Annotated in this window: 22 protein-coding genes; 12 read left to right on the top strand and 10 right to left on the bottom strand. The window is 56.0% G+C overall.

Annotation, left to right across the window (positions count from 1 at the left end; genetic code table 11):
- Positions 1–46: 46 nt before the first annotated feature.
- The gene (gene glnA, locus FCN80_RS18760; RefSeq protein ID WP_136991695.1) at positions 47–1,456 is read right to left on the bottom strand and encodes a glutamate--ammonia ligase; all 1,410 of its coding nucleotides are present in this window, start codon (positions 1,454–1,456) and stop codon (positions 47–49) included.
- A gap of 367 nt (positions 1,457–1,823) precedes the next feature.
- Here glnA and typA point away from each other — a divergent pair, with 367 nt between their 5' ends.
- The gene (gene typA / locus FCN80_RS18755) at positions 1,824–3,647 is read left to right on the top strand and encodes a translational GTPase TypA (RefSeq protein ID WP_136991694.1); all 1,824 of its coding nucleotides are present in this window, start codon (positions 1,824–1,826) and stop codon (positions 3,645–3,647) included.
- Positions 3,648–3,721: 74 nt separating this feature from the next.
- Here the strand turns inward: typA and deoR are convergent, their stop codons facing one another.
- Both deoR and deoC read right to left on the bottom strand, forming a co-directional pair.
- On the bottom strand, positions 3,722–4,495 hold the full coding sequence (gene deoR, locus FCN80_RS18750; RefSeq protein ID WP_136991693.1) for a DNA-binding transcriptional repressor DeoR: 774 nt from the start codon (positions 4,493–4,495) through the stop codon (positions 3,722–3,724).
- Positions 4,496–4,541: 46 nt separating this feature from the next.
- A complete protein-coding gene (gene deoC / locus FCN80_RS18745) occupies positions 4,542–5,219 on the bottom strand; it encodes a deoxyribose-phosphate aldolase (protein WP_136991692.1) in 678 nt (225 codons plus the stop codon).
- Between the two features lie 179 nt (positions 5,220–5,398).
- Here deoC and rbsK point away from each other — a divergent pair, with 179 nt between their 5' ends.
- From rbsK to fabY, 7 genes are all read left to right on the top strand, one after another.
- Complete coding sequence (rbsK, locus tag FCN80_RS18740; RefSeq protein ID WP_306767900.1) at positions 5,399–6,328, top strand: ribokinase; 930 nt, start codon at positions 5,399–5,401, stop codon at positions 6,326–6,328.
- A 4-nt stretch (positions 6,329–6,332) separates the two neighbouring features.
- Complete coding sequence (gene fucP, locus FCN80_RS18735; RefSeq protein WP_136991691.1) at positions 6,333–7,667, top strand: L-fucose:H+ symporter permease; 1,335 nt, start codon at positions 6,333–6,335, stop codon at positions 7,665–7,667.
- 17 nt (positions 7,668–7,684) lie between these two features.
- Positions 7,685–8,704 (top strand): aldose 1-epimerase family protein, encoded by a 1,020-nt coding sequence (locus FCN80_RS18730; protein WP_136991690.1) that lies wholly within the window; start codon positions 7,685–7,687, stop codon positions 8,702–8,704.
- A gap of 214 nt (positions 8,705–8,918) precedes the next feature.
- A complete protein-coding gene (gene yihX / locus FCN80_RS18725) occupies positions 8,919–9,506 on the top strand; it encodes a glucose-1-phosphatase (RefSeq protein WP_136991689.1) in 588 nt (195 codons plus the stop codon).
- A gap of 43 nt (positions 9,507–9,549) precedes the next feature.
- Positions 9,550–10,398 (top strand): virulence factor BrkB family protein, encoded by an 849-nt coding sequence (locus FCN80_RS18720; protein WP_136991688.1) that lies wholly within the window; start codon positions 9,550–9,552, stop codon positions 10,396–10,398.
- Positions 10,398–10,835 carry a D-aminoacyl-tRNA deacylase gene (dtd, locus tag FCN80_RS18715; RefSeq protein ID WP_136991687.1) on the top strand — a complete coding sequence of 146 codons (438 nt, stop codon included), beginning with the start codon at positions 10,398–10,400 and terminating at the stop codon, positions 10,833–10,835. Before FCN80_RS18720 ends, dtd begins: the two co-directional genes overlap by 1 nt.
- A gap of 32 nt (positions 10,836–10,867) precedes the next feature.
- Positions 10,868–11,812, top strand: a complete 945-nt coding sequence (gene fabY, locus FCN80_RS18710; RefSeq protein WP_136991686.1) for a fatty acid biosynthesis protein FabY — start codon at positions 10,868–10,870, stop codon at positions 11,810–11,812.
- A 34-nt stretch (positions 11,813–11,846) separates the two neighbouring features.
- Here the strand turns inward: fabY and FCN80_RS18705 are convergent, their stop codons facing one another.
- The 7 genes from FCN80_RS18705 to FCN80_RS18675 form a co-directional block, all read right to left on the bottom strand.
- Entirely contained in the window at positions 11,847–13,556 is a 1,710-nt protein-coding gene (locus tag FCN80_RS18705) for an AsmA family protein (protein WP_136991685.1), read from the bottom strand.
- A 133-nt stretch (positions 13,557–13,689) separates the two neighbouring features.
- Complete coding sequence (locus FCN80_RS18700) at positions 13,690–15,072, bottom strand: uracil-xanthine permease family protein (RefSeq protein ID WP_136991684.1); 1,383 nt, start codon at positions 15,070–15,072, stop codon at positions 13,690–13,692.
- 220 nt (positions 15,073–15,292) lie between these two features.
- Positions 15,293–17,425, bottom strand: a complete 2,133-nt coding sequence (gene recG / locus FCN80_RS18695; RefSeq protein ID WP_230492783.1) for an ATP-dependent DNA helicase RecG — start codon at positions 17,423–17,425, stop codon at positions 15,293–15,295.
- 51 nt (positions 17,426–17,476) lie between these two features.
- Positions 17,477–19,618 (bottom strand): bifunctional GTP diphosphokinase/guanosine-3',5'-bis pyrophosphate 3'-pyrophosphohydrolase, encoded by a 2,142-nt coding sequence (gene spoT, locus FCN80_RS18690; protein ID WP_230492782.1) that lies wholly within the window; start codon positions 19,616–19,618, stop codon positions 17,477–17,479.
- A complete protein-coding gene (gene rpoZ, locus FCN80_RS18685) occupies positions 19,599–19,874 on the bottom strand; it encodes a DNA-directed RNA polymerase subunit omega (protein WP_132924177.1) in 276 nt (91 codons plus the stop codon). Before rpoZ ends, spoT begins: the two co-directional genes overlap by 20 nt.
- Positions 19,875–19,928: 54 nt before the next feature.
- Positions 19,929–20,552, bottom strand: coding sequence for a guanylate kinase (gmk, locus tag FCN80_RS18680; protein ID WP_136991683.1), 624 nt, complete (start codon positions 20,550–20,552; stop codon positions 19,929–19,931).
- Positions 20,553–21,159: 607 nt separating this feature from the next.
- Complete coding sequence (locus FCN80_RS18675) at positions 21,160–21,585, bottom strand: MarR family winged helix-turn-helix transcriptional regulator (RefSeq protein WP_136991682.1); 426 nt, start codon at positions 21,583–21,585, stop codon at positions 21,160–21,162.
- Between the two features lie 969 nt (positions 21,586–22,554).
- On the opposite strand from FCN80_RS18675, the gene FCN80_RS18670 reads away from it, so the two are divergent.
- Genes FCN80_RS18670 through FCN80_RS18655 form a run of 4 tightly spaced genes read left to right on the top strand, consistent with a single transcriptional unit; the run spans position 22,555 to position 26,390 of the window.
- Positions 22,555–23,499 carry an ABC transporter permease gene (locus FCN80_RS18670; protein ID WP_136991681.1) on the top strand — a complete coding sequence of 315 codons (945 nt, stop codon included), beginning with the start codon at positions 22,555–22,557 and terminating at the stop codon, positions 23,497–23,499.
- 2 nt (positions 23,500–23,501) lie between these two features.
- A complete protein-coding gene (locus tag FCN80_RS18665) occupies positions 23,502–24,419 on the top strand; it encodes an ABC transporter permease (RefSeq protein ID WP_170975452.1) in 918 nt (305 codons plus the stop codon).
- Positions 24,416–25,387, top strand: a complete 972-nt coding sequence (locus FCN80_RS18660; RefSeq protein WP_136991679.1) for an ABC transporter ATP-binding protein — start codon at positions 24,416–24,418, stop codon at positions 25,385–25,387. Before FCN80_RS18665 ends, FCN80_RS18660 begins: the two co-directional genes overlap by 4 nt.
- Positions 25,380–26,390 (top strand): ABC transporter ATP-binding protein, encoded by a 1,011-nt coding sequence (locus tag FCN80_RS18655; protein ID WP_136991678.1) that lies wholly within the window; start codon positions 25,380–25,382, stop codon positions 26,388–26,390. Before FCN80_RS18660 ends, FCN80_RS18655 begins: the two co-directional genes overlap by 8 nt.
- Positions 26,391–26,395: the final 5 nt, after the last annotated feature.

Below are 26,395 nucleotides of genomic sequence, written 5' to 3'. Positions count from 1 at the left end.
CGAAGATGGGCTGAAAGTTTCCACGGCAACAAAAAACACAACTGAATTAAACGCTGTAGTACAACTCAAATTCCACCGGGTGCGGCGTCATACGGATGCGGTCGACTTCCTGCGTGCGCAACTCGATGTAGGCGTCAATGGCGTCATTGGTGAATACGCCGCCTCGGGTCAGGAATTCGCGATCCGCATCCAAGGCTTTTAGCGCCTCGTCCAGAGAGCCGCAAACCTGCGGGATTTCTTTGGCTTCTTCCGGCGGCAAATCGTACAGGTTCTTGTCCATGGCGTCACCGGGATGGATTTTGTTGATGATACCGTCGAGACCGGCCATCATCAGCGCGGCAAAGCCGAGATACGGGTTAGCGGCCGGGTCCGGGAAACGGACTTCGATACGGCGGCCTTTCGGGTTCGGCGAAACCGGAATACGGATGGATGCTGAACGGTTACGGGCGGAATAAGCCAGCATGACCGGTGCTTCATAACCCGGAACCAGACGCTTGTACGAGTTGGTGGTTGGGTTGGTCAGCGCATTGACGGCTTTGGCGTGCTTGATGATACCGCCAATGTAGAACAATGCGGTTTCGGACAGTCCGCCGTATTTGTCGCCGGAGAACAGGTTGTTGCCGTCTTTGCTCAACGACATATGGCAGTGCATGCCGGAACCGTTGTCGCCAAACATGGGTTTCGGCATGAAGGTTGCGGTTTTGCCAAACGAATGGGCGACGTTATGCACGACATATTTGTAAATCTGAATTTCATCGGCCTTGCGGGTCAGGGTATTGAACCGGGTGGCGATTTCGTTCTGGCCGGCGGTGGCGACTTCGTGGTGGTGCGCTTCGACCACCAGACCCATTTCTTCCAGGGTTAATACCATGGCGGAACGCAGATCCTGCGACGAATCCACCGGCGGGACGGGGAAATAGCCGCCTTTGATGCCCGGACGGTGACCTTTGTTGCCGCCTTCAATTACTTTATCGGAATTCCAGGCCGCTTCAATGTCGTCAATGGCCACATGGGAGCCGGAAATCGAGGAGCCGAAACGGATATCGTCAAACATGAAAAATTCCGGTTCGGGCCCGAACAGTACGGTGTCGGCAATGCCGGAGGATTTCAGAAAGTCTTCCGCACGTTTGGCGATGGAGCGCGGGTCGCGATCATAACCTTGCATGGTGGAAGGTTCGAGAATGTCGCAACGCAAGATAAGCGTGGTTTCCTCGTAAAACGGATCCAGTACCGCCGTGCTGGCGTCAGGCATCAGAACCATGTCGGATTCGTTAATGCCTTTCCATCCAGCGATGGACGAACCGTCAAACATTTTGCCGTCTTCGAAAAAATCGGCGTCAACCTGGTGGGCCGGTATAGTGACGTGCTGTTCTTTACCTTTGGTATCGGTGAAACGTAAGTCAACGAATTTGACTTCGTGTTCATTCAGCATCGTCAAAACGTGTTCAGCGGACATACTTATATTCTCCCGGATATGCCATTGTCGTCGTGGAACGAAATCGTATTGATTGATTATTTAAACTTGCCTATAGCAAAGCTAAAACTGTGCCAACATTGTCAAAAAGGTTTAAACGGGCCGTGCTACGGTTATTTACCTCGGCACGGACTGCACCAGATTGGTGGGGGCAAGCTATTTTAGTGCATTTGCGCGGTACATGGGCACTATTTTGGTGCAATTTACCCCCAACCAAGGGCTGTTGCACTGATTGGGGGATAGCTGGACGCCGACAGTTCGGCAATCGTCGAGATCATCGGGATCTTGTTTAGTCCCTCGTCTATTCCGTGTACAATAACGCGCTATTTCTAATGCCTGAGGCAAAGTTGTGATCGAAAATTTGCGTAACATCGCCATCATCGCACACGTCGACCACGGTAAAACCACCCTGGTCGATAAACTGTTGCAGCAATCCGGTACCCTGGGCGACCGGACTGAGGTGACAGAACGCGTGATGGACTCCAATGATCTGGAGAAAGAACGCGGGATTACCATTCTCGCGAAAAACACCGCCATTAATTGGCACGACTACCGTATTAACATTGTCGATACCCCGGGGCATGCCGATTTCGGCGGCGAGGTCGAGCGCGTCATGTCCATGGTGGATTCGGTTTTGCTGCTGGTCGACGCCATGGACGGGCCGATGCCGCAAACCCGGTTCGTGACGCAAAAAGCCTTCGCCTACGGTCTCAAGCCCATCGTTGTCATCAATAAAGTCGACCGGCCCGGCGCCCGCCCAGATTGGGTGGTCGATCAGGTATTCGATCTGTTCGTGAATCTTGGCGCGACCGATGAACAACTGGACTTCCCGATAATCTACGCCTCCGCGCTAAACGGCGTGGCCGGCTACGAACACGAGCACATGGCTGAGGATATGACGCCGCTGTTCGAATCCATCGTGAAATACGTCGAAGCGCCCAAAGTGGATATTGACGGCGCGTTCCAGATGCAGATTTCGCAGTTGGACTACAACAGTTACGTGGGGGTTATCGGTATCGGCCGCATCAAACGCGGTTCGGTTAAGCCAAACCAGACGGTGGTAATCATCGATCACCTGGGCAAACGACGCAATGGCAAAGTAGGTCAGGTGCTGGCGCATCTGGGATTGCAGCGCATCGAAACCAAACTGGCGGAAGCGGGCGATATTATCGCGCTGACCGGTCTTGGCGAGTTGAATATCTCCGATACGCTGTGCGATCCGGCTCAGCCTGAGGCCTTGCCGCCGCTAACGGTGGATGAACCCACCGTGTCCATGTCCTTCGGCGTGAACACTTCGCCGTTTTGCGGCAAAGAAGGTAAATACGTGACTTCCCGCCAGATCCTTGAACGTCTGAACCGGGAACTGGTGCATAACGTGGCGTTGCGGGTGGAAGAAACCGCCGATCCGGATACTTTTCTGGTATCCGGGCGCGGTGAATTGCATCTTTCGGTATTGATCGAAAATATGCGCCGCGAAGGGTTTGAAATTGGCGTATCCCGGCCCAAAGTGATTTACCGCACGGTGGATGGCAAACGTCAGGAGCCGTTTGAACAGGTTACCCTCGATATCGAAGAACAGCATCAGGGTCCGGTAATGGAAGCGATGGGTATCCGCAAGGGGGAAATGCGCGATATGCTGCCGGACGGCAAGGGCCGCGTCCGTCTTGACTATGTGATCCCGAGCCGTGGTCTGATAGGTTTTCGTACCGAGTTCCTGACCATGACTTCGGGTACCGGTTTGCTGTATTCCTCGTTCAGCCATTACGACGATGTTCGTCCGGGCGAAATCGGCCAGCGGCAGAACGGCGTCATGATTTCCAACGGACAGGGGAAAGCGGTGGCCTATGCGCTATACGGTTTGCAGGATCGCGGCCGTCTGTTCCTGGGGCACGGCGCGGAAGTCTACGAGGGACAGATTATCGGCATCCACAACCGCTCCAATGACTTGACCGTCAATTGTCTGACCGGGAAAAAACTCACCAATATGCGCGCCTCCGGCACCGACGAAGCCACCACGCTGGTTACGCCCATCACGATGACGCTGGAGCAGGCGTTGGAGTTTATTGATGACGACGAACTGGTGGAAGTGACGCCGCAATCCATTCGGTTGCGTAAACGCTATCTTACCGAAAACGACCGCAAACGGGCTTATCGTTCCAATCGGGACGCTTGATCCTTGTTCAGTCGCAACCTGAACCGGCCCTTTCAGGCCGGTTTTTTTTGCGCTTCGCCGTAGGCGAGAAAAATTCATTCCTGTGGATACAACAGCGTGATGGTGTTTTGCTGACAGTAATCGTGAAATTTCTGCTGGGGCGACCGATCGGTTATCAGCGTATCGAACAGCGTAAGGGCGCCGATACAGGCGGGCTTGATATTGTCGAATTTGCTGCCGTCGGCAACCAGGATGGCGCGTTGCGATAAGGCAAGCGCCCGGTGCTTCATGGTCAGTTCGTCGAAGTTAAAGCAGGTGGCGCCATGGCGCAAATCAACGCCGGCAGCGGAAATAAACGCTTTGTCGGGACAGATATTATCCAGCACGGAATATTGCGTCAGCGGTGTGAAAATGCAATTGGCGGGATGGAATTCGCCACCGCAGAGAATCACTTTGCAATTGGGAAGATCTTGCAGCGCCAGAAAGGTATTAAGGGAATAGCAAACCCCTGTAAAAGATAAATCCTGTTCGATGGCGTCGATGATAAGCGGGGTAGTGGTGCCGCAATCAAAGAAAACCGTATCGTCGGCTTCGATCAACTGAGCGGCAATCCGGCCGGCCATGCCTTTTTCCTTGACGTGCTTGGCTTTTTGATCCGAAACGAAATAATGGGTAACGGTACTGATTTTCGGATCGTTGACCACATACCCGCCGAGCAGAACCACTTGACCCGGTTCGGCGCTGAGATCGCGGCGGATGGTCATCTCCGATACGCCAAGCAGCACGGCGGCGTCTTTGAGGTGAAGTTTGTCTTCCCGCTTTAGGGCCTGTACCAGCTTGTTAATCCTTTCTTCGCGCCGCGTTTCCATAGGGACATCCTGCATCGATAAGTCTGATAGCCGCCGAATAACGCGATTAATAAGCGCCGGCGGAAACCGTGCCGGTGACGATGGCAACGCCGGAACTGGTACCGATGCGGGTGGCGCCGGCCTGTATCATGGCCTCCGCGGCCTGACGATCGCGCACGCCGCCCGATGCTTTGACGCCGATTTCCGGCCCCACCGTTTGACGCATCAGCCTGACATCCTGTTCACGGGCGCCGCCAGTGCTAAAGCCGGTGGATGTTTTCACGTAGGCCACGTTAAGCTCACGGCAAATCTGGCATACCTGCACGATAAGCTGTTCGCTTAGCAGGCAGGTTTCCAATATTACCTTCAACGGTATATCCGCGCAAATCTCGCGTACCGCGCGTATATCGGCGGTTACCGCATCCAGCTTGCCGCTTTTCAGCCAGCCGACGTTAATCACCATATCGATCTCGCCGGCGCCGGCATCGATGGCCGCTTTGGCTTCAAAAACCTTGGCGGCGGTCAGGCAGGCGCCAAGGGGGAACCCCACCACCGAACAGACCTTGACCTTGCTGCCTTGCAGCGCCTGGACCGCGAAGGGGACGTAACCGGAATTAACGCAGACGGCATAAAAATCGAATCGGCGAGCTTCGTCGCACAGCACGGCGATTTGCGCCTCGGTGGCGTCCATCGTCAATAGGGTATGGTCGATATAGCGTGGAAAATCTATTGCGGGTTTGGTCATGACCGTGTCCTCATAAGACGCTTAGTAGATGTTAATATTATAACATTGTCTATTGCCCTTATACAGCCATTCCCCACGAAATTTTTTTGTTTTGAGTTGTGATGTTTGTCATATTAATAACATTTGTGAGTTGTTAATGTTTGCATATTAACATTTCAGGGTTCATTTCAGGAGACACAATGATGGATATTGCGGTTATCGGTTCCAATATGGTGGACCTGATCAGCTATATCACCGACATGCCGAAAATAGGGGAAACACGGGAAGCCCCGGATTTTGAAATCGGCTGCGGCGGTAAAGGCGCAAATCAGGCGGTAGCGGCGGCCAAGCTGGGCGCGGACGTGATGATGGTCAGCAAAGTCGGCGATGACCTCTTCGCCGGCAATACCGTGGATAATCTTCGCCGTTGCGGTGTGGATACCCGATATGTTGAACGGATCTCCGGCGTTTCCAGCGGCGTGGCGCCGATTTTTGTCGATAGAGATTCGCATAACCGCATCCTTATCATCAAAGGCGCCAATAATTACCTGATGCCGGCGGATATCGACCGGGCTGCGGAACAGCTCAAAACCTGCCGGCTTTTCATTCTGCAATTGGAAATTCCTCTGCCCACGGTATATCACGCCATTGATTTCGCCCGCCGGCATCATGTGCCGGTGATGCTTAACCCGGCGCCAGCCAGTCGCGAACTGGATATGCGGTATGCCTGCCAGTGCGATTTTTTCATGCCGAATGAAACGGAGCTGGAAATTCTCACCGGAATGCCCGCGGACAGTGAAGAACACATCCTGCAAGCCGGCCGGACCCTGCTGTCGCAGGGGCTTAAGAACCTGATTATTACGTTGGGGCATCGTGGTTCGGTATGGATGACCGGCGATAGCGTTCACCGGGTTGCACCGGTAGCGGTAAACGCCGTGGACACCAGCGGCGCCGGCGATGCCTTTATCGGCAGTTTTGCCCGCTATTACGTCGCCGACGGCGATGTCCGGCGGGCGATGACATACGCATCGGCTTATGCCGCCTACAGCGTCAGGGGCAAAGGGACCCAGCGTTCCTATCCCGATGCGTCCCAGTTCCAGGATTTCCTCGCCACCCTGACTCAGGAATAACACCATGCGTCACGATACGATCCAAATGCCCGACGGCTATCTGAATAGAACGCCGCGATTCCAGTTTATCCTGTTGTCGTGCCTGTTCCCGCTATGGGGCTGCGCCGCCAGTTTGAACGACATTCTCATCACACAATTCAAAACGGTGTTCGCTCTGAGCGATTTCGCCAGCGCCCTGGTACAGAGCGCGTTTTACGGCGGTTACTTCCTGATAGCCATACCGGCGTCGATGGTGATTCGCAAGAGCAGTTATAAACTGGCCATCATGATCGGCCTATCATTGTATATTCTCGGCTGTGTCTTGTTTTATCCGGCCTCGCATATGGCCACCTATACCATGTTTCTGGCGGCGATCTTCGCTATCGCCATCGGTCTGAGCTTTCTGGAAACCGCGGCCAATACCTACAGTTCCATGATAGGCCATCGCGACTTCGCCACGTTGCGCTTAAATATCAGCCAGACATTTTACCCGGTCGGCGCCTTAATGGGCATCGTGCTGGGCAAATACCTGGTGTTTCAGGCGGGGGGCAGCTTGAAAAGCCAAATGGCGGGCATGACCGCGCAACAGGCGCACCAGTTCCGGCTGGATATGCTGGAATTGACGCTGGAGCCTTACAAATACTTGATTATGGTGCTGGTGGTGGTTTTGGTCTTGTTTATGCTGACCCGTTATCCGCATTGTAAACCTATGGCGGACAATCATCAGGCCGCCCGGCCGGGTATGTGGGAAACCCTGGGCTATCTGGCCGGCAATGCACGTTTCCGCAAGGGTATCCTCGCCCAGTTTTTATACGTGGGCATGCAGGTGGCGGTTTGGTCGTTCACCATTCGGCTGGCGCTAAATCTGGGCGCGGCCAATGAGCGGGACGCCACCAATTTCATGATCTACAGCTTTATCTGTTTTTTTGTCGGCAAATTCATCGCCAATTTCCTGATGACCCGTTTTACACCGCAAAAGGTCCTGGTGGCTTATTCGTTGTTGGGTATGGCGACCTTGGCTTATGTGGTTCTGGCGCCGAACTTCACCGCGGTGTATGCAGCGGTGCTGGTCAGCGTGTTATTCGGGCCATGCTGGGCCACCATTTATGCCGGCACGCTGGATACGGTGGAAAAAAAATACACCGAAGTGGCCGGGGCCATTATCGTGATGGCCATTGTCGGCGCCGCGGTGGTACCGGCTATCCAGGGCTATGTTTCCGACCATTTGGGATCAATGAAACAAGCTTTTTCAGTATCGCTGCTGTGCTTTGCCTACGTCGGCTACTATTTTTGGGGTGAATTGCGTAGCCGGCAACCGTTGGCCGAATCCGCCGCTTCGGCCATGGATCATAAACTTTAGTCGCCAGGAGATGCATTATGTCCGTCGTTATTCACCTTCAACGCAATCAATTTAGTGAACTGCCGGTCTGCCTGGTGGAAAGCGCAGAGTACAGCGTTACGTTGTTTAAATATCGCTCCGGCATTGAAGCGGTTACGCTGCGCAATCGCCGGGGGTTTGTCACGTTATTGCCCTACTTCGGCCAGATGATCTGGGATGCGGAGTTTGACGGCCATACCTTGAAAATGGCCAACCCGTTTTCCGAACCCAAACAAGGCGTATCGGTGGTGGACAGCTATGGCTGCTTCGCTTTCCATTCCGGCCTGCTCAGTAATGGCTGCCCGGGGCCGGAGGACGATCATCCCTTGCATGGCGAAATGCCCTGCGCGCCGCTGGATAGCGCGTGTCTTATCCTTGAAGGCGATAGCGTCGTCCTGGGCGGCGAGGTTGAATACGTCAAGGGATTCGGCCACCACTACCGGGCTGTGCCGACGGTCCGGCTGGCGGCCGGCGAAACGCTGATAACCATCGGCATGAAAGTGACGAATCTCGCCAGCGTCGCCATGCCGCTCCAGTATATGTGCCATATGAATTACGCTTATCTGCCCGGGGCGGTTTTCAGCCAGAATATTCCCGCCGAGGCGTTCGCCTTGCGAACATCCGTTCCCGCCCATGTGCATCCGACGCCACAGTGGCGGGATTATACCGCGATGCTCGCCCAGAATCCTTCCCGGTTCGGCGCATTGGACCAACCGCAGCTCTATGATCCGGAAATCGTCTTTTTCGCAGATAACCTGGCGCAATATGCCGGGCAACTGGCATTTTTTATGCAGGCACCGGATGGCGGTCCGCGTTTTGTGACCCGTTTTGCCAGCGCGCAATTCAATTATGCCACCCGCTGGATCCTTTATAATGGCGATCAGCGGGTCGCGGCCTTCGTGCTGCCCGCCACTTGCCGCCCGGAAGGCCGTCTCGCCGCGCGCCGTGCCGGCGCCTTAATTCAACTGGCGGCCGGCGAAACCCGCGAATTCCAGGTGACCACCGGCCTGGATGGGTAAACTCGGCGTCATGCCGCGCCGCCGCGCCTGGAAAGTGATGGCGCGGCGGCGCGTCCGCGGCTAACGTAGCGGAAAACGCGGCTTCCTTATCTCCCTACCCCGTCGCGATGCGCAACCCTCGCTTCCGCCATGACAATGTAATGCAGGTTCATTACTGTTCAGTTGTGTTATTTCCCGCTACAGTGAAACCACCAGTCAGAATCAGGAGGGAGCCATGCTGTATATCTTTGATTTAGGCAATGTCGTCGTTAACATTGATTTCGGCAGGGTATTGGGTGTTTGGAGCAATCTGAGCGGCGTGCCGCTCGCCACCCTGAAGAAAAAGTTCGTCATGGGCGAGGCGTTTGAACAGCATGAACGCGGGGAAATCAGCGATGAGCAATTCGCCGCCAGAATTTGCCATGAGCTGGGAATCGCCCTGAGTTTTGCGCAATTTACCACCGGCTGGCAGGCAATTTTCGCCGGCTTGCGTACCGAGGTCATTGACATCATTCGCCGTTTACGCGAACAGGGCCATAGGGTCGTGATCTTGTCCAACACCAACCGGTTGCACTGCGATTACTGGCCAAGCCAATACCCCGAAGTTCGCCAGAGTGTGGATAAACTCTACCTGTCGCAGGATTTAGGCATGCGAAAACCGGATCCCGCCATCTACCGCTATGTGCTGGAGCAAGAGGGCATCCCCGCCGAACAGGCGGTTTTCCTGGATGATAATGCCGACAATATCGCCGGCGCTCAAACCGTAGGGCTGCTTACGGTGCATGTCACGGGCCCTGACGTGGCCCCCGCCTTTTTTGCCTGATCGGTACCGACGCCGGTGTTTTTATCGGGAGGACGGGATCACAATGGGTTGGCATCTCTGGAAAACGGGCCGTTACTACGGATTCGGCAAGTTTTTACTAAAACGCATGTATCATGACGATATTACGGTGTTGGCCGGCCATCTGGCGTATGTTTCATTATTATCGCTGGTGCCTCTGGCCACGGTGGTATTCGCTCTTATCGCGGCTTTCCCTGTTTTTTCCGACGCCGGCGCGCAGCTAAAGCATTTCATTTTTTCCAATTTCATGCCGGCCACCGGCAATGTTATCGAACACTATATTGAACAGTTTATGGAAAACACCCGGCAGATGACGGTGGTGGGCGCCTGCGGCCTGGTGGTCACCGCTTTATTGTTGATTTATGCCGTGGATTCGGCGCTCAATACCATCTGGCGCAGTACCAAAAAGCGGCCGCTGATTTTTTCTTTTGCGGTTTACTGGATGATATTGACCCTCGGGCCCTTGCTGATAGGCGCCAGTATGGTTATCAGTTCTTATCTGTTGTCGCTGGCCCGATTGGATAGCGCGGCCGCCTCGCTGCCGGTTGGGTTGGCGTTGCGGCTGTTTCCGTTGCTGCTGTCCTGCGTTTCTTTCTGGTTATTGTACAGTGTGGTGCCTACGGTGCGGGTACCGGGCAGGGATGCGGCGGCGGGGGCGCTGGTGGCCGGCGTGTTGTTTGAGGCGGGGAAGAAGATTTTCGGCCTCTACATCAGCTTATTTCCATCCTATCAACTGATTTATGGGGTGCTGGCGGTCATTCCCATCTTATTCCTCTGGGTTTATTGGAGCTGGTGTATTGTATTGGTCGGGGCGGAGATTACCGTTTCACTGACTGAACATCGTCGGACGGTTTCACAGGAGACATTGGGTTAATGATTGCGTTGCTTCAGCGGGTAACCCGCGCCAGGGTTGTTATTGAGCGGGAAACGGCAGGGGAAATCGGTTTGGGTCTGCTGGTATTGCTGGGCGTGGAGAAGCAAGACGACGATACTCGCGCGGCGAAATTATGCGAGCGCGTGCTGGCATACCGGATTTTCAGCGATGCGCAGGGCAAAATGAATCTGGATGTCCGCCAGGCCGGCGGCGGCGTATTGGTGGTCTCGCAATTCACCCTGGTGGCGGATACCGATAAAGGGTTGCGGCCCGGTTTTTCGCGCGGCGCCAAACCGGCGGAGGCGGAGCGGCTGTATGGATATTTTACCGACTGTTGCCGACGGGCGGGCGTCGTTACCCAAACCGGCCGTTTTGCGGCGGATATGCAGGTTGAACTGGTCAATGACGGTCCGGCGACGTTCTGGTTGCAGGTCTGAGACGGTTGGGATTTACACAAAGAGAGTCAGTTATGTATCACTTGCGGGTTCCTCAAACCGAAGAAGAATTAAAACAATACTTTCAATTCCGGTGGGAGATGTTACGTAAGCCGCTGCATCAACCGCCGGGTTCCGAGCGTGACGCCTATGACGCGATGGCTCATCACCAGATGGTGGTGGATGAGGACGGTCGTCCGGTGGCGGTGGGCCGACTGTATATCAACGCCGATAATGAGGCGGCAATTCGTTTTTTGGCGGTACATCCGCAAGTGCAGGATAAGGGCCTTGGCACGCTGGTGGCCATGACGCTGGAATCCGTGGCCCGGCAGGAAGGCGTTAAACGGGTGGTATGCAGCGCCCGCGAAGATGCGGTGGATTTTTTCGCAAAACTGGGTTTTGTGAATCAGGGTGAAATCCTGGCGCCTTCCACCACGCCCATCCGGCACTTTCTGATGATAAAACCCATCGCCACGCTGGATGACATCCTGCACCGGCCTGATTGGTGCGGACAACTGCAACAGGCATGGTATGAACATATTCCGCTAAGCGAAAAAATGGGCGTGCGAATAACCCAGTATACCGGCCAGAAATTCATGACCACGATGCCGGAAACCGGTAATCAAAACCCTCACCACACGCTGTTTGCCGGCAGCCTGTTTTCCATGGCGACGCTGACCGGCTGGGGATTGATCTGGCTTTTGCTGCGGGAGCGGCAATTGGGCGGCACCATTATCCTGGCCGATGCCCACATCCGCTATACCACGCCGATTACCGGACGTCCCTGCGCCGTCGCGGATCTGAGTTCCCTGAGCGGGGATCTCGACAGATTGGCGCGGGGCCGCAAGGCGCGGGTGCAGTTGCAGGTGGAGCTGTATGGCAATGATAAAAAAGGCGCCATTTTCAACGGGGTATATCTGGTATTGCCGCCGGGACGTGGAGCGCCCCTGGAGCATAGCGGCGCTTTTGTCATCGAGTAGGCCCCTGGGGGCGGCGGTGCGGCGGGCGGGCGAATTATTGCTGCGCCGGCGTCGCGGCAGGCTCCATGCCGGCCAACGCGCCATGTTCCATAACCTGATTCAATGCTTGGCCGTTGCTCCCCTGCACCTGCAATCTGCCGTTAAGAGAAGGTCTTAACGGTAAATCAGCCGGCAATCGTCCGGTCAGGGTCAGTTGCAGATTTCCGTTGCCCGAGAAGGGAACGGTCGGCCAGCCCCAGTGTTCAAGAATATTCGGCGCCACGGCGCGGCCGTTTAAATTAACGGTAAAATCACGCGTGGGCTGCTGATTCATGACGGCGGTGGCTTCCAGCAGACCGTCGCCGACAAAAGCGCTCAGCTCGCTGATGGTGATTTTGGCCGGGTCGGCGTTCAAGGTCAGGGACGGGCGCCGGATATCGATTTTATTGAAGGTGGCATCACTACCGTTGAGCGTCAGACTGCCAGACCAGATGCCCCATTGATGATTGCGCGCCAGTTCCAGTTGCTGGCCGTAGCCGTCCAGGGCGGTGATCTGGAAAGGAAAGTCCGGATTGATATCAATAAGCAGATTGCGGTTGGCGGTAAACTTGGCCACCGATACCCCGGCGAGCCAGGACGGCAAAGGCTGCATCCAGCTTTCACGCCAATTTGCCGGCAGGGTATACTCCAGCCCGGCGACCATGAGTTCGTCCAGGGCCAATTGCCGGCCGTCGCGCAGCCAGCGGCCGGAGGTCCTCATCAATCCGCCCTCCCAGCGTCCGCTAAATTGGCGAATTTCGATACCGCGCGGTGAAAATGCCAGATCGGCAATGGGGTCGTCCAGATGTATTGCGCCGTCGATTAAATCCGTGGCGTTGAATGACAAAGAGCCGTCATCGGATGACCAGTCGCCATCCTGGAAAGTGACATCCCTAAGCGTCAGGTCCAGGTCGTTGAAGGCCCAGTTCTGGCCCTCCATACGGGCATCGATCAGATCAAAGCGATTGATGGTGATTTTGGGAACCTGGGAAACCTGGCGTAGAAACGCGTCCAGGGTTTTATCCGTCTGCATACGCACGTTGCTTAGCCGCAAATTGTCCACTTGCCAGTCGCCGTTCTCGTCGCGGCGCGCATTGCCCGTCAGTTCCCCTTGCGAGATGTCCGCGCCCAAATTATCCAGCCGCAGCCGATGATCATTGATCTCGCCTTGCACCAGTACATTTTCGGCCGGAATACCATTGAGCGTCAGCGAACTGGCGCTTAACTGAAAACGCGCATCGCGCCCCAGCGGGTAATCGGCTTGCGGCTGCCAGGGGGTAATGCCGCCATTGATATTTTGACCATTGAGCCGCCAGCCGCCGTGCGGAGATTGCACCGCCATGCCGCTCAGTTGCAGAACGTCCGCCGCGAAGGGCAGGCTTGGCGAGGTCGAATTCAGATTCAGCGTGCCGTCTTGCAACTGAATGCGATAAAAATGGAAGGGGTCCGTCAATTGGCGGGCGCTGAAGCCGGCCGTCAGTTGTTTGGCGACGACGATGGGCGGCCGCCCTTTATAACCAAAGGTCACGTTATCCAGTGAAATTTCGCTGGGCGAGGTCCAATTGTGGTCGATTTTGCCAAGGGTCAACTGGTAGCCGCTGTGTCCGGTGATGTATTTTCCGACCCAGCCCGCGCCCCAGGAAGTTTGCAACACAACGTAGATCAGGATGATAAGCAGAAGCAGTAGCAAAAATATGGATAACAGGAGTTTTCCAATAAATTTCATCGCCCAATCCATCGCGGTCATAAAGGTTACTGTGTTTTATGCCGTAATTAGCCGCGCTTCTCAATAGGCAATGCCGCAGGGACGAAAAAAAACCGCCGTATTGGAACGGCGGCCCGGTAATCATGCAGAAAAATTAATCGTGTTCCGGCGGGAACAGAAAATTCAGCACGATAGCGGTGATACCGCCGGCGGCGATACCGGATGACAGTAACGTTTTTAACCATTGCGGCGCGAACTGCAAAATCAATGGCTGCTGCGAGACGCCCAGACCGACCGCCAAAGATAAAGCGATGATCATAATTGCCCGCCGATTGAGACGTTCGCGCGAAACAATACGCACCCCGGACGCGGCGATGGTACCGAACATGACGATGGTGGCGCCGCCCAGCACCGGCTCCGGAATATGCTGTACAACACTGCTGACTGCGGGAAACAGGCCGAGCGCGATAAGCATCAGCGCCACGACGAACCCCACATAACGGCTGGCGACGCCAGTCAGTTGGATAACGCCGTTATTCTGGCCAAAACAGGAGTTGGGAAACGTGTTGAATACCGCCGATACCAGTGAATTCAGGCCGTTGGCCAACACGCCGCCTTTGAGCCGGCGCATATATATCGGCCCGCGTACCGGCTGTTCTGATACATCCGATGTGGCGGTGATATCCCCGATAGTCTCCAGTGACGTGACCATAAACACCAATATCAATGGCACCAGCAAGTTCCAGTCAAAACCCAGACCGTAATAAAGGGGGGTCGGCAACATGATCAGGGCATGCGTGGCGACGGCCGCCGGCGGCAACATACCCATCAGCCAAGCGGCCAGGTAGCCCACCAGCATGGCGATCACTAATGAGGCCACCCGCAAGTAGGGATTACGCTGGCGGTTAAGCAAAATGATAACCACCAATACGATGCCGGCCAATAGCAGATTTTTTGGCGCGCCAAAGGTGTGATTGTTTAATGCGGCGAAACCGCCGCCAATAGAGGTGAGGCCAACCTGAATAAGCGAAATACCGATAATCATCACCACGATACCGGACACCAGCGGCGTGATAATGCGCCGGGCCAAATGCAATACGCGGGATAACAGGATTTCGGTGCAAGAGGCCACCATCAGGGTGCCGAACAAGGCCGCCATCATGGTCGGGATATCGGCGCCGCCGTTTTTCAACGCCAGTCCGCCCATAATAAGCGGTGTGACGAAATTAAAACTGGTGCCTTGGATGGAGAGCAAACCCGACCCCACCGGACCCCAAGTTTTGATTTGCAATACCGACGCCACGCCGGAGGCAAACAGCGACATGCTGATGATCCGCTGCGTATCCTGTGCCGGTAATCCCAGCGCCTGGCAAATCAGCAAGCCGGGAGTGATAACGGCGACAAACATGGCCAATAGATGCTGGCAAGCGGCGAACAGGGTCTCGGCCAGAGGCGGACGGTCATTGAGCCGATAAATAAGCTCGCTTTTGGCGTCGGCAACCGACGCTTCGTCGAATTCATAACGGGGTATGGTCATGATGGGGTGTCTTCCTGGGCGGCAGGCAAAGAAGGCATTTTAATCATCGCGCAATGAAAAGCAATCGATTGCTTGGCGTGATAGCCATCACTTTTTGATATAAGTCAACTGCCCGGTCCGGCCCGCGACAACCGCATCGTTTCGCCGCCGAATTCGCGTCACTCCGCCGCAAGGGCGAACAGTCATAACGCGCAATCGCCACTACAACGGCTATCGACCGTCAGGCGTGGGTATAGCGCGTTCTTTCCGGCATCCAACGCGCTATCAGCAAACGGGCGGATTCGGGCCAACGCTGGTGAATATGGCGGGCCAGACGCTGTACTTCGGGAATCATGGCCTGATCACGCACCAGATCCGCCACCTTGAATTCGGCGTTGCCAGTCTGGCGTGTGCCGAGCAGTTCGCCCGGGCCACGGATTTCCAGATCCTGCTGGGCAATGGCGAATCCGTCGTTGCTGTCCCGCAGTACCTGTAGCCGGCGCTGGGCCGTTTTGCTGAGGGGGGATTTATACAGCAGCACACAATGGGACGCCACGGCGCCGCGCCCGACTCGGCCGCGCAACTGATGGAGTTGCGCCAGGCCCAGCCGTTCGGGATTTTCAATGATCATCAAACTGGCATTAGGCACGTCAACCCCGACTTCGATGACGGTGGTGGCCACCAACAGGTGGATTGCGCCGTCCTTGAACGCTTGCATAACGGCCTGCTTCTCCGTGGCTTTCAACCGGCCATGCACCAGGCCCACCCGCAGCTCCGGCAAGGCCCCTTGCAGTTCTTCCCAGGTGGCTTGCGCCGCTTGGGCTTCCAACTGATCGGATTCCTCAATCAACGTACAAACCCAATACGCCTGCCGCTGTTCCTGTAGGCAGGCTTGGCTGACCCGCGCAATAATTTCCTTTCGCCGGGTGTCGGGTATGGCGACTGTGGTCACCGGCGTGCGCCCCGGCGGCAGTTCATCGATGATCGAGGTATCCAAATCGGCGTAGGCGGTCATGGCCAGCGTGCGGGGGATAGGGGTGGCGGTCATGATCAACTGATGAGGATGAAACCCCTGGGACAGGCCCTTTTCCCATAAGGCCAGACGCTGATGTACGCCGAACCGGTGTTGTTCGTCGATAATAACCAGCGCCAATCCGGCGAATCGCACCTGTTCCTGAAAAATCGCGTGGGTGCCCACCACCATCGCCACATTGCCCTCGGCCACGGCCGTTTGCTGCGCCTGGCGCGCTTTGCCCTTCTGCTTGCCGGCCAGCCAGCCCACTTCAATACCCAAGGGCTCAAACCAGGTCCGGAAGGTCATGGCATGCTGTTCGGCCAACAGCTCGGTGGGCGCCATTAACGCCACCTGTTTACCCTGGCCGATGGCCCGTAACGCCGCCAGCGCCGCCACCAGGGTCTTGCCGGAACCGACGTCGCCTTGCACCAGCCGCATCATCGGCACCGACTGCGCCAGATCGCGTTCAATTTCCGCCGCTACCCGCTGCTGGGCATGGGTGGGGCTGAAAGGGAGCGTGGCGAGAAACCGCTCTATTAATCGCGGATCCGATGCGAGCGCCAAGGCGTGGTCTTTTCGGACCTCATCCCTGACCGCCAGCATGCTGAGATTATGCGCCAGCAGTTCTTCCAGAATCAGGCGCCGCTGCGCCGGGTGTTTTCCTTGCTCAAGGTCCGCCAGGGAGACATCCGGCGGGGGACGGTGCAAGGTGCGCAAGGCATCGGCCAGTCCAGGTAAGCCGCGCATGAGTTCGTCCGGCAGCAATTCGGCGATGGGATGGTCATTGAGCATCGCCAGCGCCTGCTCGGTGAGATGGCGAAGGGTTGCCTGGCGTATCCCCTCGGTGGCGGGATAAACTGGTGTGAGCGCCGGCGCGAGCTCTACGCCGCGCCCATCGCCGAGGATATGGTACTCGGGATGTATGATCTCGGCGCTGTGCTGCCCGCGACGAATTTCGCCATAGGCCGTGATGCGCCGCCCGGCGGTCAGACTGTTTTTCATCCCGGCGTTGAAATTGAAAAACCGCAGGGTGAGCACGCCGCTGTCGTCGCGCATCCGGCAGGTTAGCATACGCCGCCGCCCGAAGCTTATCTCGCAACCGAGGATTTCTCCCTCCACGGTAACAAACATACCCGGCAGCACATCGCCTATGGCGTACAGTTTCGTCCGATCTTCGTAGCGTAAGGGCAGGTGCAGCAGTATATCCTGTAGGTTTTCCAGGCCGAGCCGGGCCAGCCGGGCAGCCTGCGCGGGGCCGACCCCGGAAAGCGAGCTGAGCGGTATGGCATTGAGCAGTTGGCCTTCCAGCATTTTGCACTCCGTGGCGGTCGTGTCCCCGGCGATGAACACCCTTTCCATCGCCCGGCAATCCGTTGATGGATTGCCGGGCGAAGAGAAGAAAGCGCCAGGCTAGTTACGGTTGCGCGCCACCTTAATGACATCCGGCATGACGCGTATTTTGCGCATGATATTGGCCAAATGAACACGATCGCGGGTGGTAAGACGGATGAAGGCGCTGTAGACCCGGCCGTCCTTTTCCTCGGTGTTCAGGCTCTGGATATTGGAATCAGCGGCGTTGATGGCCGCGGTCAGATTGGCCAGCGCGCCCTGGTGATTAAACATGTCCACTTTGATTTCGGCGATGAACTCCTGGTCGGTGTCCAATTGCCATTCCACTGCCATGAATTTTTCAGGTTCTTTCTGGTAGCCGCGGATATTTCGACAGGATTCATGATGCACCACCAGCCCCTTGCCGGGGCTGACATGGGCGATGATAGGGTCGCCCGGGATAGGCCGGCAGCATTTGGCAAAAGTGATAAGCACGCCATCCGCCCCCTTGATGGGCAGGGTTTTTGGCCCGGTTTGCTCCAGGTTGGACTGTTCGCCTTGCAGATTGCGGGCGATGACCACGCTCATGGCGTTGCCCAGACCGATCTCCGCCAGCAAATCGTCCAAGCTGGCCAGTTTCATCCGATCCAGCTCGCGCCGCAGATTTTCCGGCGGCACGCCGGCCAGTTTGCGGCTGCCGCCCAACGCGTGATTCAGCAACCGCCGGCCCAGGCTGATGGAATCGTCCCGTTTGAGATTTTTCAGCATCTGGCGAATTTTCGCCCGGGCTTTGGAACTGACCACAAAATTCAGCCAGGCGGCGTTGGGCCGGGCGCCGGGCGCGGTGATGATTTCCACCGCCTGGCCGCTGGTCAGCGGCTGCGACAAGGGATAAGGCTGTCGATCCACCCGGGCGCCGACGCAGGCATGGCCGATATCGGTATGAACCGCATAAGCGAAATCCACCGGCGTGGCGCCCGCCGGCAACTCGACGATACGTCCCTCCGGGGTAAACACATAGATTTCGTCCGGAAACAGATCGGATTTCACGCTTTCAATGAATTCAAACGAACTGCCAGCGCTCTGCTGTAATTCCAGCAGGCTCTGCATCCAGCGTTGCGCGCGGATCTGGGCCGTGGTGCCGGTTTCGCCCTGCTCTTTGTAGGCCCAATGGGCCGCCACGCCCATCTCCGCCATCTGATCCATGTCCTCGGTGCGGATTTGCACTTCGACCGGGACGCCGTGCGGCCCAATCATGGAGGTGTGCAACGACTGATAACCGTTGGCTTTGGGAATGGCGATATAGTCCTTCACCCGGCCGGGGCGAGGTTTATACAGGCTATGCATTTGGCCCAGCACCCGATAGCAGGTATCCACTTCGCCGACAATCACCCGGAAAGCGTAAATATCCATGATGGAATGGAAGCGCTGTTCCTTAAGGTGCATCTTGCAATAAATGGAATAAAGGTGCTTTTCCCGCCCGCTGACCCGGCAGGGGATGCCGGCTTCGGTCAATCGGCCCTCGATTTCCGCCAGGATTTTCTGGATCATCTCCTTGCGATTGCCGCGCGCCGCTTTCACCACCTCTTTGATAACCCGGTAGCGATTGGGGTACAACGCCTCAAAACCCAGCTCTTCCAGCTCTGTTTTCAGATGATGAATGCCCAGGCGATGGGCAAGTGGGCTATAGATTTCCAGGGTTTCGCGGGCGATGCGGCGGCGTTTATCGGGCCGCAGAGCGCCGAGGGTCCGCATATTGTGGGTCCGGTCCGCCAGCTTGATGAGGATAACCCGGATATCCTGCACCATGGCCATGATCATCTTGCGGAAGTTTTCCGCCTGGGCTTCTTTCTTGTCGCGGAATTTCAGCTTATCGAGCTTGGAAACCCCTTCCACCAACTCGGCCACGCTCTTGCCGAACAACTGCTCCATATCCTGGTAGGTGGCCGGAGTATCTTCAATCACGTCATGCAGTAGCGCCGCCATCAGCGTCTCATGATCAAGGCGCATTTCCGCCAGAATGCAGGCCACGGCGACCGGATGGGTGATATACGGCTCGCCGCTGGAGCGTGTCTGTCCCTCGTGGGCGTCACGGGCGACAAGATACGCCTGCCGGAGAAGTTTGATCTGGTCCTCGGGCAGGTAACGTTGAATCAGCAGATTCAGGCTTTCAAACAGATACAATTGCAAACCGTTTTCGCGACTAGCGGCGGCCTTCAGCAATCGCGGTGACCGCCTGGATTTCCGCGGCTTCCTGCTCCTGCTGTTCCTGACGATCGCGCAGATCGAGGATCTGATTGGTGATCAGACCTTCCTCGATTTCGCGCAGGGCGATAACGGTGAATTTATCGTTTTCTTCGGCGACCAGGGGATCTTTGCCGCCGACCTGCAGTTGGCGCGCGCGCCGGGCAGCGACCAGCACCAGGTCAAAACGGTTACCAATTTTCTCAACGGCGTCTTGTACAGTTACGCGTGCCATATGCGAGCTACTCCACAGATGAAGAAATGACTGGGCATCATACTGAAAGTTGTCTCAGTCCGCCAACAGTTTGGTGATTAAAGCGCCATGCCGCAATTTCTGTCGCGACAAACGCAGGCGTTCGGCACGGATAATCGTTTGCAGATCCGTCAGTGCCGTATTGAAGTCGTCATTCACTATCAGATAATCATACTCGGCGTAATGGGACATTTCGGCCACCGCCTGCGCCATGCGCCGCGCGATGACCTCCTCGCTATCCTGTCCGCGGCCGCGCAGCCGGCGTAAAAGCTCCTCTCTGGACGGCGGCAGTATGAAAATACTGCGCGATTGCGGCATTCTGGACCGGATTTGCTGCGCCCCCTGCCAGTCGATATCGAGAAAGATGTCCACGCCGGTTGCAAGCACCTGTTCTATGGTCTCGCGAGCGGTACCGTAGTAGTTGCCGAAAACGTTGGCATACTCCAGGAAGGCATCTTCTTTTATCATGCGCTCGAATTCGGCCTGGGAGACGAAGTAATAATGTTCGCCGTGCTTTTCGCCCGGGCGGATGGGCCGCGTGGTGTGGGATATGGAAACCTGGGTATCGTAAAGGGGTTGGGTTTTAAGCAACGCCTGGATCAGGCTCGATTTGCCCGCGCCGCTGGGAGCGGAAACAATGTAAAGCGTTCCTTGGACCATCTGAAAATATTCGGCTGTGGTTGAAATAGGCGCATAGGGATGACGACGCTTCTATTATACACGGCATTGGCGATGGTTGCAGCTTCCACGACCCGCGCGCAACGCCTAAATTTCATTTTCGCCCCATCACCGGGCCGTTCGGCAGGGCTGATAGCGTCCCCATCAGTACAATGACGCGACAGCGGTGAAAAGGCTATGCCGGCCAATGTCCTTTCGGACGCCTTCGTGGCGAGGGCGCGCAGCCGACCCGGAGGCGACTCGATGTCGCCCGGTATACATAAAAAAAACTTAAGTAATATAAATGAGTACCGATGTCTCCGGCCGGAGATCGCCGCGGATTAAGCGAACGGTCGTACTGGCAGTCTATAAATTGCCAGTACGACACGGTGAGAATTGCTTAATTATGACGCTGAGTTGATTCACCTGAAAAACTTCTTCCATCTGCGTATATCAAATATTTTTGATATGTCTAGGCATCGGGAAAGTCTATCCGCAACATGACATGACATGGCGGGGTATGGGTAAAGACTGTTCAGAATACATTACGTTTCTGGTTCATCAGGTTTATTATTGCTACTAAATTATTGTTCCTGAAAACCGATCGCCGTTATTCCTGGCGAGGCTCCAGCATATTGCAGATTTCGCCAAGTTTTTCCATTTGTATGGCGGATAAAGGTTCGAGAAGACGCTCCAGGATCTTGCGATGGATTTGCTGGGCAATACGCAGCCGGTCGATACCTTTTTCGGTTATATAAACATGTTTGACCCGCCTATCGGTGGGGCTTTGCTGACGCTGCAACAACTGATCTCTTTCCAATGCGTCCAGCACGGTAACCACGGTACGAGAGGAAAACCCCATATAATTTTTGATGTCCGTGGCGCTGGTTTTGCCATGGGTTATCAATTGCAGGATCTTCATTTTCGACAATGACAGGCCTTCGCCGACCAATTGACCGTTCACTTCTTTTCGTAAACGGTGGTAGATTCGTGATAAGGATTCCACAGTGTCGGCAATATCTTTTACTTTTTCCATATCGTTACTCTTGCGAAATTAAGGCGACTTCAGTCGCCGCGATACAAGCAGATAGCAGGTTCAGGGTAAGCCGAAGGAAATAATCCGGCTTCTTCTTTATAAAACTGAAATACATAATTTTAACAAACGGTAGTTAACGTCCTTTTCTGCGCAGCGAGAGCCGCGGTGAATAATGGTGGTGGGTTGTATTAATGGAATCGTTAATAGAACCCTTGCCGGCGATGGTGTTAAACAATAAAAACAACTCATTACCAGAGCAGTTTATATGAATATTTTCTATTTTGAAACATGACTAATAGAAAAAGACGCATGTATCTTTGAAATATTATCCCAGGGATATCTTATCTTATCTTATTATTTTTATATTCCATTGATAGAAGTACAATGTGTGGTGCGATTCTATAATCGTAATGAGTAAAAGATGATGTTTTATCAAGAATTTCGCTGCGAAATTTCGAGAAGGAGAATACCGACTTTATTTTTTTTTGCTGTTTTTGTCCGCAAAATAATAAAAAATAAATTCGATAACCCCTGCTGTTAACGTTCAGTTTATCTATGATGTTTTTTGTTTATCTTATTGATTTTTATAGTTTATCTTTTTTATAAAATAAAGACGAAGACGTCATTTCAGGAGGAATTCGCCATGAATCAGGAAGTTAAGCGTATTCTTCCATTTTGCCGTGCCGCATAATGCGAATCATCGGGTTCATACAGAAACATAGGACGTTCTTATATGTCGTTTTGACAAGAATAAATGTCGTAATTATGACGTTTCTCATGCGCAAACGCTGTCAATCTTGCTGACGTTTCCCGTTGCGCAATCAGACCGCGCATCGTCCCGAGTCGGTTGAGAACGGCGCCGGACGGGGGAGGGGCGGAAAACTCCGCCGCCGGGTGGGCGCTATTTCCTCCGTTACGGTAAACATTGGCGCTTTTTCTCCATCAGTGATTTCGAGACAGGCTGCGCGTATGTTTTTTTATCTGCTTCGGCGAATGGTGCTGGCGGTTTCAGTCATGCTGGCGGCCATACTGATACTGTTTACCCTGGTGTTTTTGGTCCCGGGCGATCCGGCTTCGGTGGCCCTCGGTCCTCGGGCTAGCGAGGCGCAAAAGCAGGCGCTGCGTGAACAGATGGGCCTGGACCGCCCCGCGGTGGTGCAAATCGGCCGTTTTATCGCCCATGTGGCCACGGGCGATCTGGGCGAGGATGTGCTGACGCACCGGCCAGTGTTGCAGCTTATCGCCCGAGCGTTGCCCAATACGCTTGTGCTGGCGTTGAGCGCCATCGCCTGGGCGATGGCGCTCGGTATTCCGTTGGGCTGTTGGGCCGCGTTGCGGCCCAACACCTGGCGCGATCGGCTGATAGGTTTGCTTTCCACCAGTGTGATCGCTTTGCCGGCATTTGTGGTGGCCATATACGCCTTGCTGTTATTTTCGGTTACCTTGCGTTGGTTTCCCGCCATTGGGGCGGGGCGGGAGGGCGACATCGGTTCGCAGCTTCACGCCTTGGTATTGCCCTCGCTGACGGTGGCGCTGAGCTGGATAGGCTATCTTTCCCGCCTGGTCAGGGCATCGATGCTGGAAGTCCTCAAAGAAAACCATATCCGCACTTATCGCGCTTTCGGTATCGGCGAACGCCTGATCGCATTGCGCTATGCCCTGCCCATTGCCGTGGTGCCGGTGGTGTCGGTGCTGGGAGTGGGCATCGGTTCGCTATTGTCCGGGGCGGTGCTGGCTGAAATCGTCTTTGGCCGTCCCGGTTTGGGCAAGCTGGCGTTTGATTCGGTCATTTCCCGTAATTTCCCGGTGGTGATGGGCACGGTGGTGGTCACTTCCGGGTTTTACGTGCTGGCCAACCTTATCGCCGATCTTATCAATACCCTACTGGATCCGCGTGTGCGGCAGGAGCTATGAGCATGGCCCTGATAACCACTTCCCCCGCCGAAATGCGTAAGAACAAAACCGTCAATCCGCGCAGGTCGGACTCTTTCCGGGTTTTGCGGCAGGTCTGGTCAAGCGGTATGGGCCGTTTCGCCCTGATTTGCGTGACCGCGCTTATTGTCTGCGCGTTGTTCGCGCCCTGGCTGGCGCCGCACGATCCTTACGCCATCAAGGCGGCGCTACGGCTGAAGGGACCGAGCATGACCTATTGGTTAGGCAATGATCAGCTTGGCCGCGATGTGCTTGCCCGCCTGATTTACGGAAGTCGCATCGCAATGACGGTGGCTTTTCTCGGCACCGGCGGCGCCTTGCTCATCGGCTCGCTGCTTGGACTGCTGGCCGGTTACGGTCCACGAATGTTCGATACCTTATTAATGCTGTTTTGTGATTCGTTGATGTCGATCCCGATGATTCTCTTTGCCTTGGCGGTGGTGACGCTGGTCGGGTCAAGCGTCGCCACCCTCATTCTGATTATCGTGACCTTTATGGTGCCGGGTTATTTTCGGGTGGTGCGCAGCCAGACCCGGGTGCTAAAGCGTATGGAGTATATTGTCGCCGCGCGCGCCATGGGCGCGTCGTCCTTGAGCGTGGTATTCCGCCACCTGGTTCCCAACATGGCCGGTACGCTGCTGGTGATGGTGGCGATGGATATCCCGGCGGTGATCGCCATTGAATCCGGATTGAGTTTTCTCGGGCAAGGCGTACAGCCGCCCAATGCCAGTTGGGGCACGGTGCTGAATGACGGTTATTCCTTTATCCGGCAGGCGCCGCATATCGTCATCGCCGCCGGGATCCCCATCATCATCGCCACGTTGGGCTTTACTTTCCTGGGCGAAGCCCTGCGGGATGCCCTCGATCCCCGTACCGCCCGGCAAACGCGGAGGGACGAATGATGGCGCTACTGGAAATGGACGACGTGTCAGTCACCTACGCTTCCGCCAAGGGACCGCTTAATGCGGTGCGCAATATCTCGCTGCGGGTGGAAAAAGGCGAGGTATTGGGACTGGTGGGCGAAAGCGGGTCGGGAAAATCCACGCTGATCGGCGCCATGCTGACGTTATTGCCGTCTCATGCCCAGACCTCGGGACGGTTATATTATCGCGGCCGGGATTTGCTGGCGCTGCCGGATGCGGAAAAACGCCGGTTGCGAGGCAACGGTATCGCCACCGTTTCCCAAGATCCGTTTACGGCACTGAATCCGGTCATCGCGATAGGTAAGCAATTGCTGGCCTTCCAGCACCATAAACCCGGTTCTAAAGCAGAGAAAATCCGGCGCGCCGTGGACATGCTGGCACAGGTTGGTATCGCCGATCCTTCCGGCCGGCTAAAACAATATCCCCATGAATTAAGCGGCGGCATCCGCCAGCGGATCGCCATCGCGGCGGCATTATTGACCGAACCGGAACTGCTGATTGCCGATGAACCCACCACCGCCCTGGACGCCACCACGGAGATGCAGGTGGTCGAGGTATTGAAGGCCAGCCGGCGGCTGGTGGATGGCGCCATTATTTTCGTCACCCATGATCTGCATTTGGTCGGCACGCTGTGCGATAACGTGGCGGTCATGTACGCCGGCGAGATCGTCGAGGCCGGTCCCACCGAACAGATATTCACTAGCCCGGCCCATCCTTATACCCAAGCATTGCTGGCCTGCGATCCGGAGCGGATTGCAACGGCTACCCGGGAGTTGCCGTTTATCGCCGGGTCGGTGCCGTTGCCCAGCGTCCATCGGATCGGTTGTGCTTTCCAGCCGCGTTGTCGGTTCGCGTTCGCGCCCTGTGGCAGCGAAACGCCGCCGGAAACCGTACTGGACGGCGGCGGTTGGACGGTCTGCTGCCATAAGGTGGGCGCCCATGCTTGACATCCGGGATTTAGTGGTGCGTTACAGGACAGGCAATCTGTTTAGCCGCATGTTGCCGGGCGCGGTAAGTCATGTGGATGTTCTGGCCGGCGTCAGCCTGCAAGTGCCGCGGGGTAAGACCGTGGGCCTTATCGGTGAAAGCGGCAGCGGCAAAACCACCCTCGGCCGGGCGGTGATTGGCCTGACGCCGGTCACCCGCGGCAGTATCCAGGTCAACGGCCGGGAGCCGCTGGATGCCAGTGATTTGTCCTGGCGGGCTATCCGCCGGGAAACCGGGCTGATATTCCAGGATCCGATGGCGGCCCTCGATCCCCGGATGACGGTGGAGCGGTTGATTACCGAACCCTTCGCGGTCAACGGGCGGGAGTATCGGCGCCGCAGCGCGGCCACCGAATTGCTGGACCTGGTGGGACTGCCCGCGTTATTTCTCGACCGGTATCCTCATCAGCTTTCCGGCGGCCAGGCCAGGCGGGTGGCGGTGGCGCGGGCTTTGGCGTTGCGGCCGAAACTGATTATCGCCGACGAGCCCACCGCGGGACTGGATCTGTCGGTACAGGGAGAATTGCTTAACTTACTCACCGCTTTGCAACGGGAACTGGGGATAAGTTATTTGATTATTACCCATAACCTGGCCATCACCCGGCATGTCACCGATCGGATAGCCATTATGTACTTGGGGAGGATTGTCGAAACCGGTCCGACCGATACGCTGTTTCGCCATCCGGCACACCCTTATACCCAAGCGTTGCTGAGCGCCAAACGTCGCCATTCGCTACCTGGCGCCGGGATACTGCGCGGCGAAGTTCCAACCTTGTCCCATCGCCCCGCCGGCTGTGAATTCCATACCCGTTGTCCGTTTTCCACCGAGCTTTGCCGCCGCGCCGCGCCGCAATTGCGGCGATTGGCGGACGGGCGCCAGGTGAGCTGCCATACCCCGTTAACCGATAACCCACCCTTACCGGCCCGGTCCGGCCAAATTTCACTAAAGGAAATACATCCATGAAAGGC

Origin of the sequence: Martelella alba, from assembly GCF_005217455.1 — a bacterium.
Classification (GTDB): Bacteria; Pseudomonadota; Gammaproteobacteria; order Enterobacterales; family Enterobacteriaceae; genus Acerihabitans.
The sequence above is the reverse complement of the archived record's forward strand: the minus strand, read 5'-3'. Positions and strand labels throughout refer to the sequence as shown.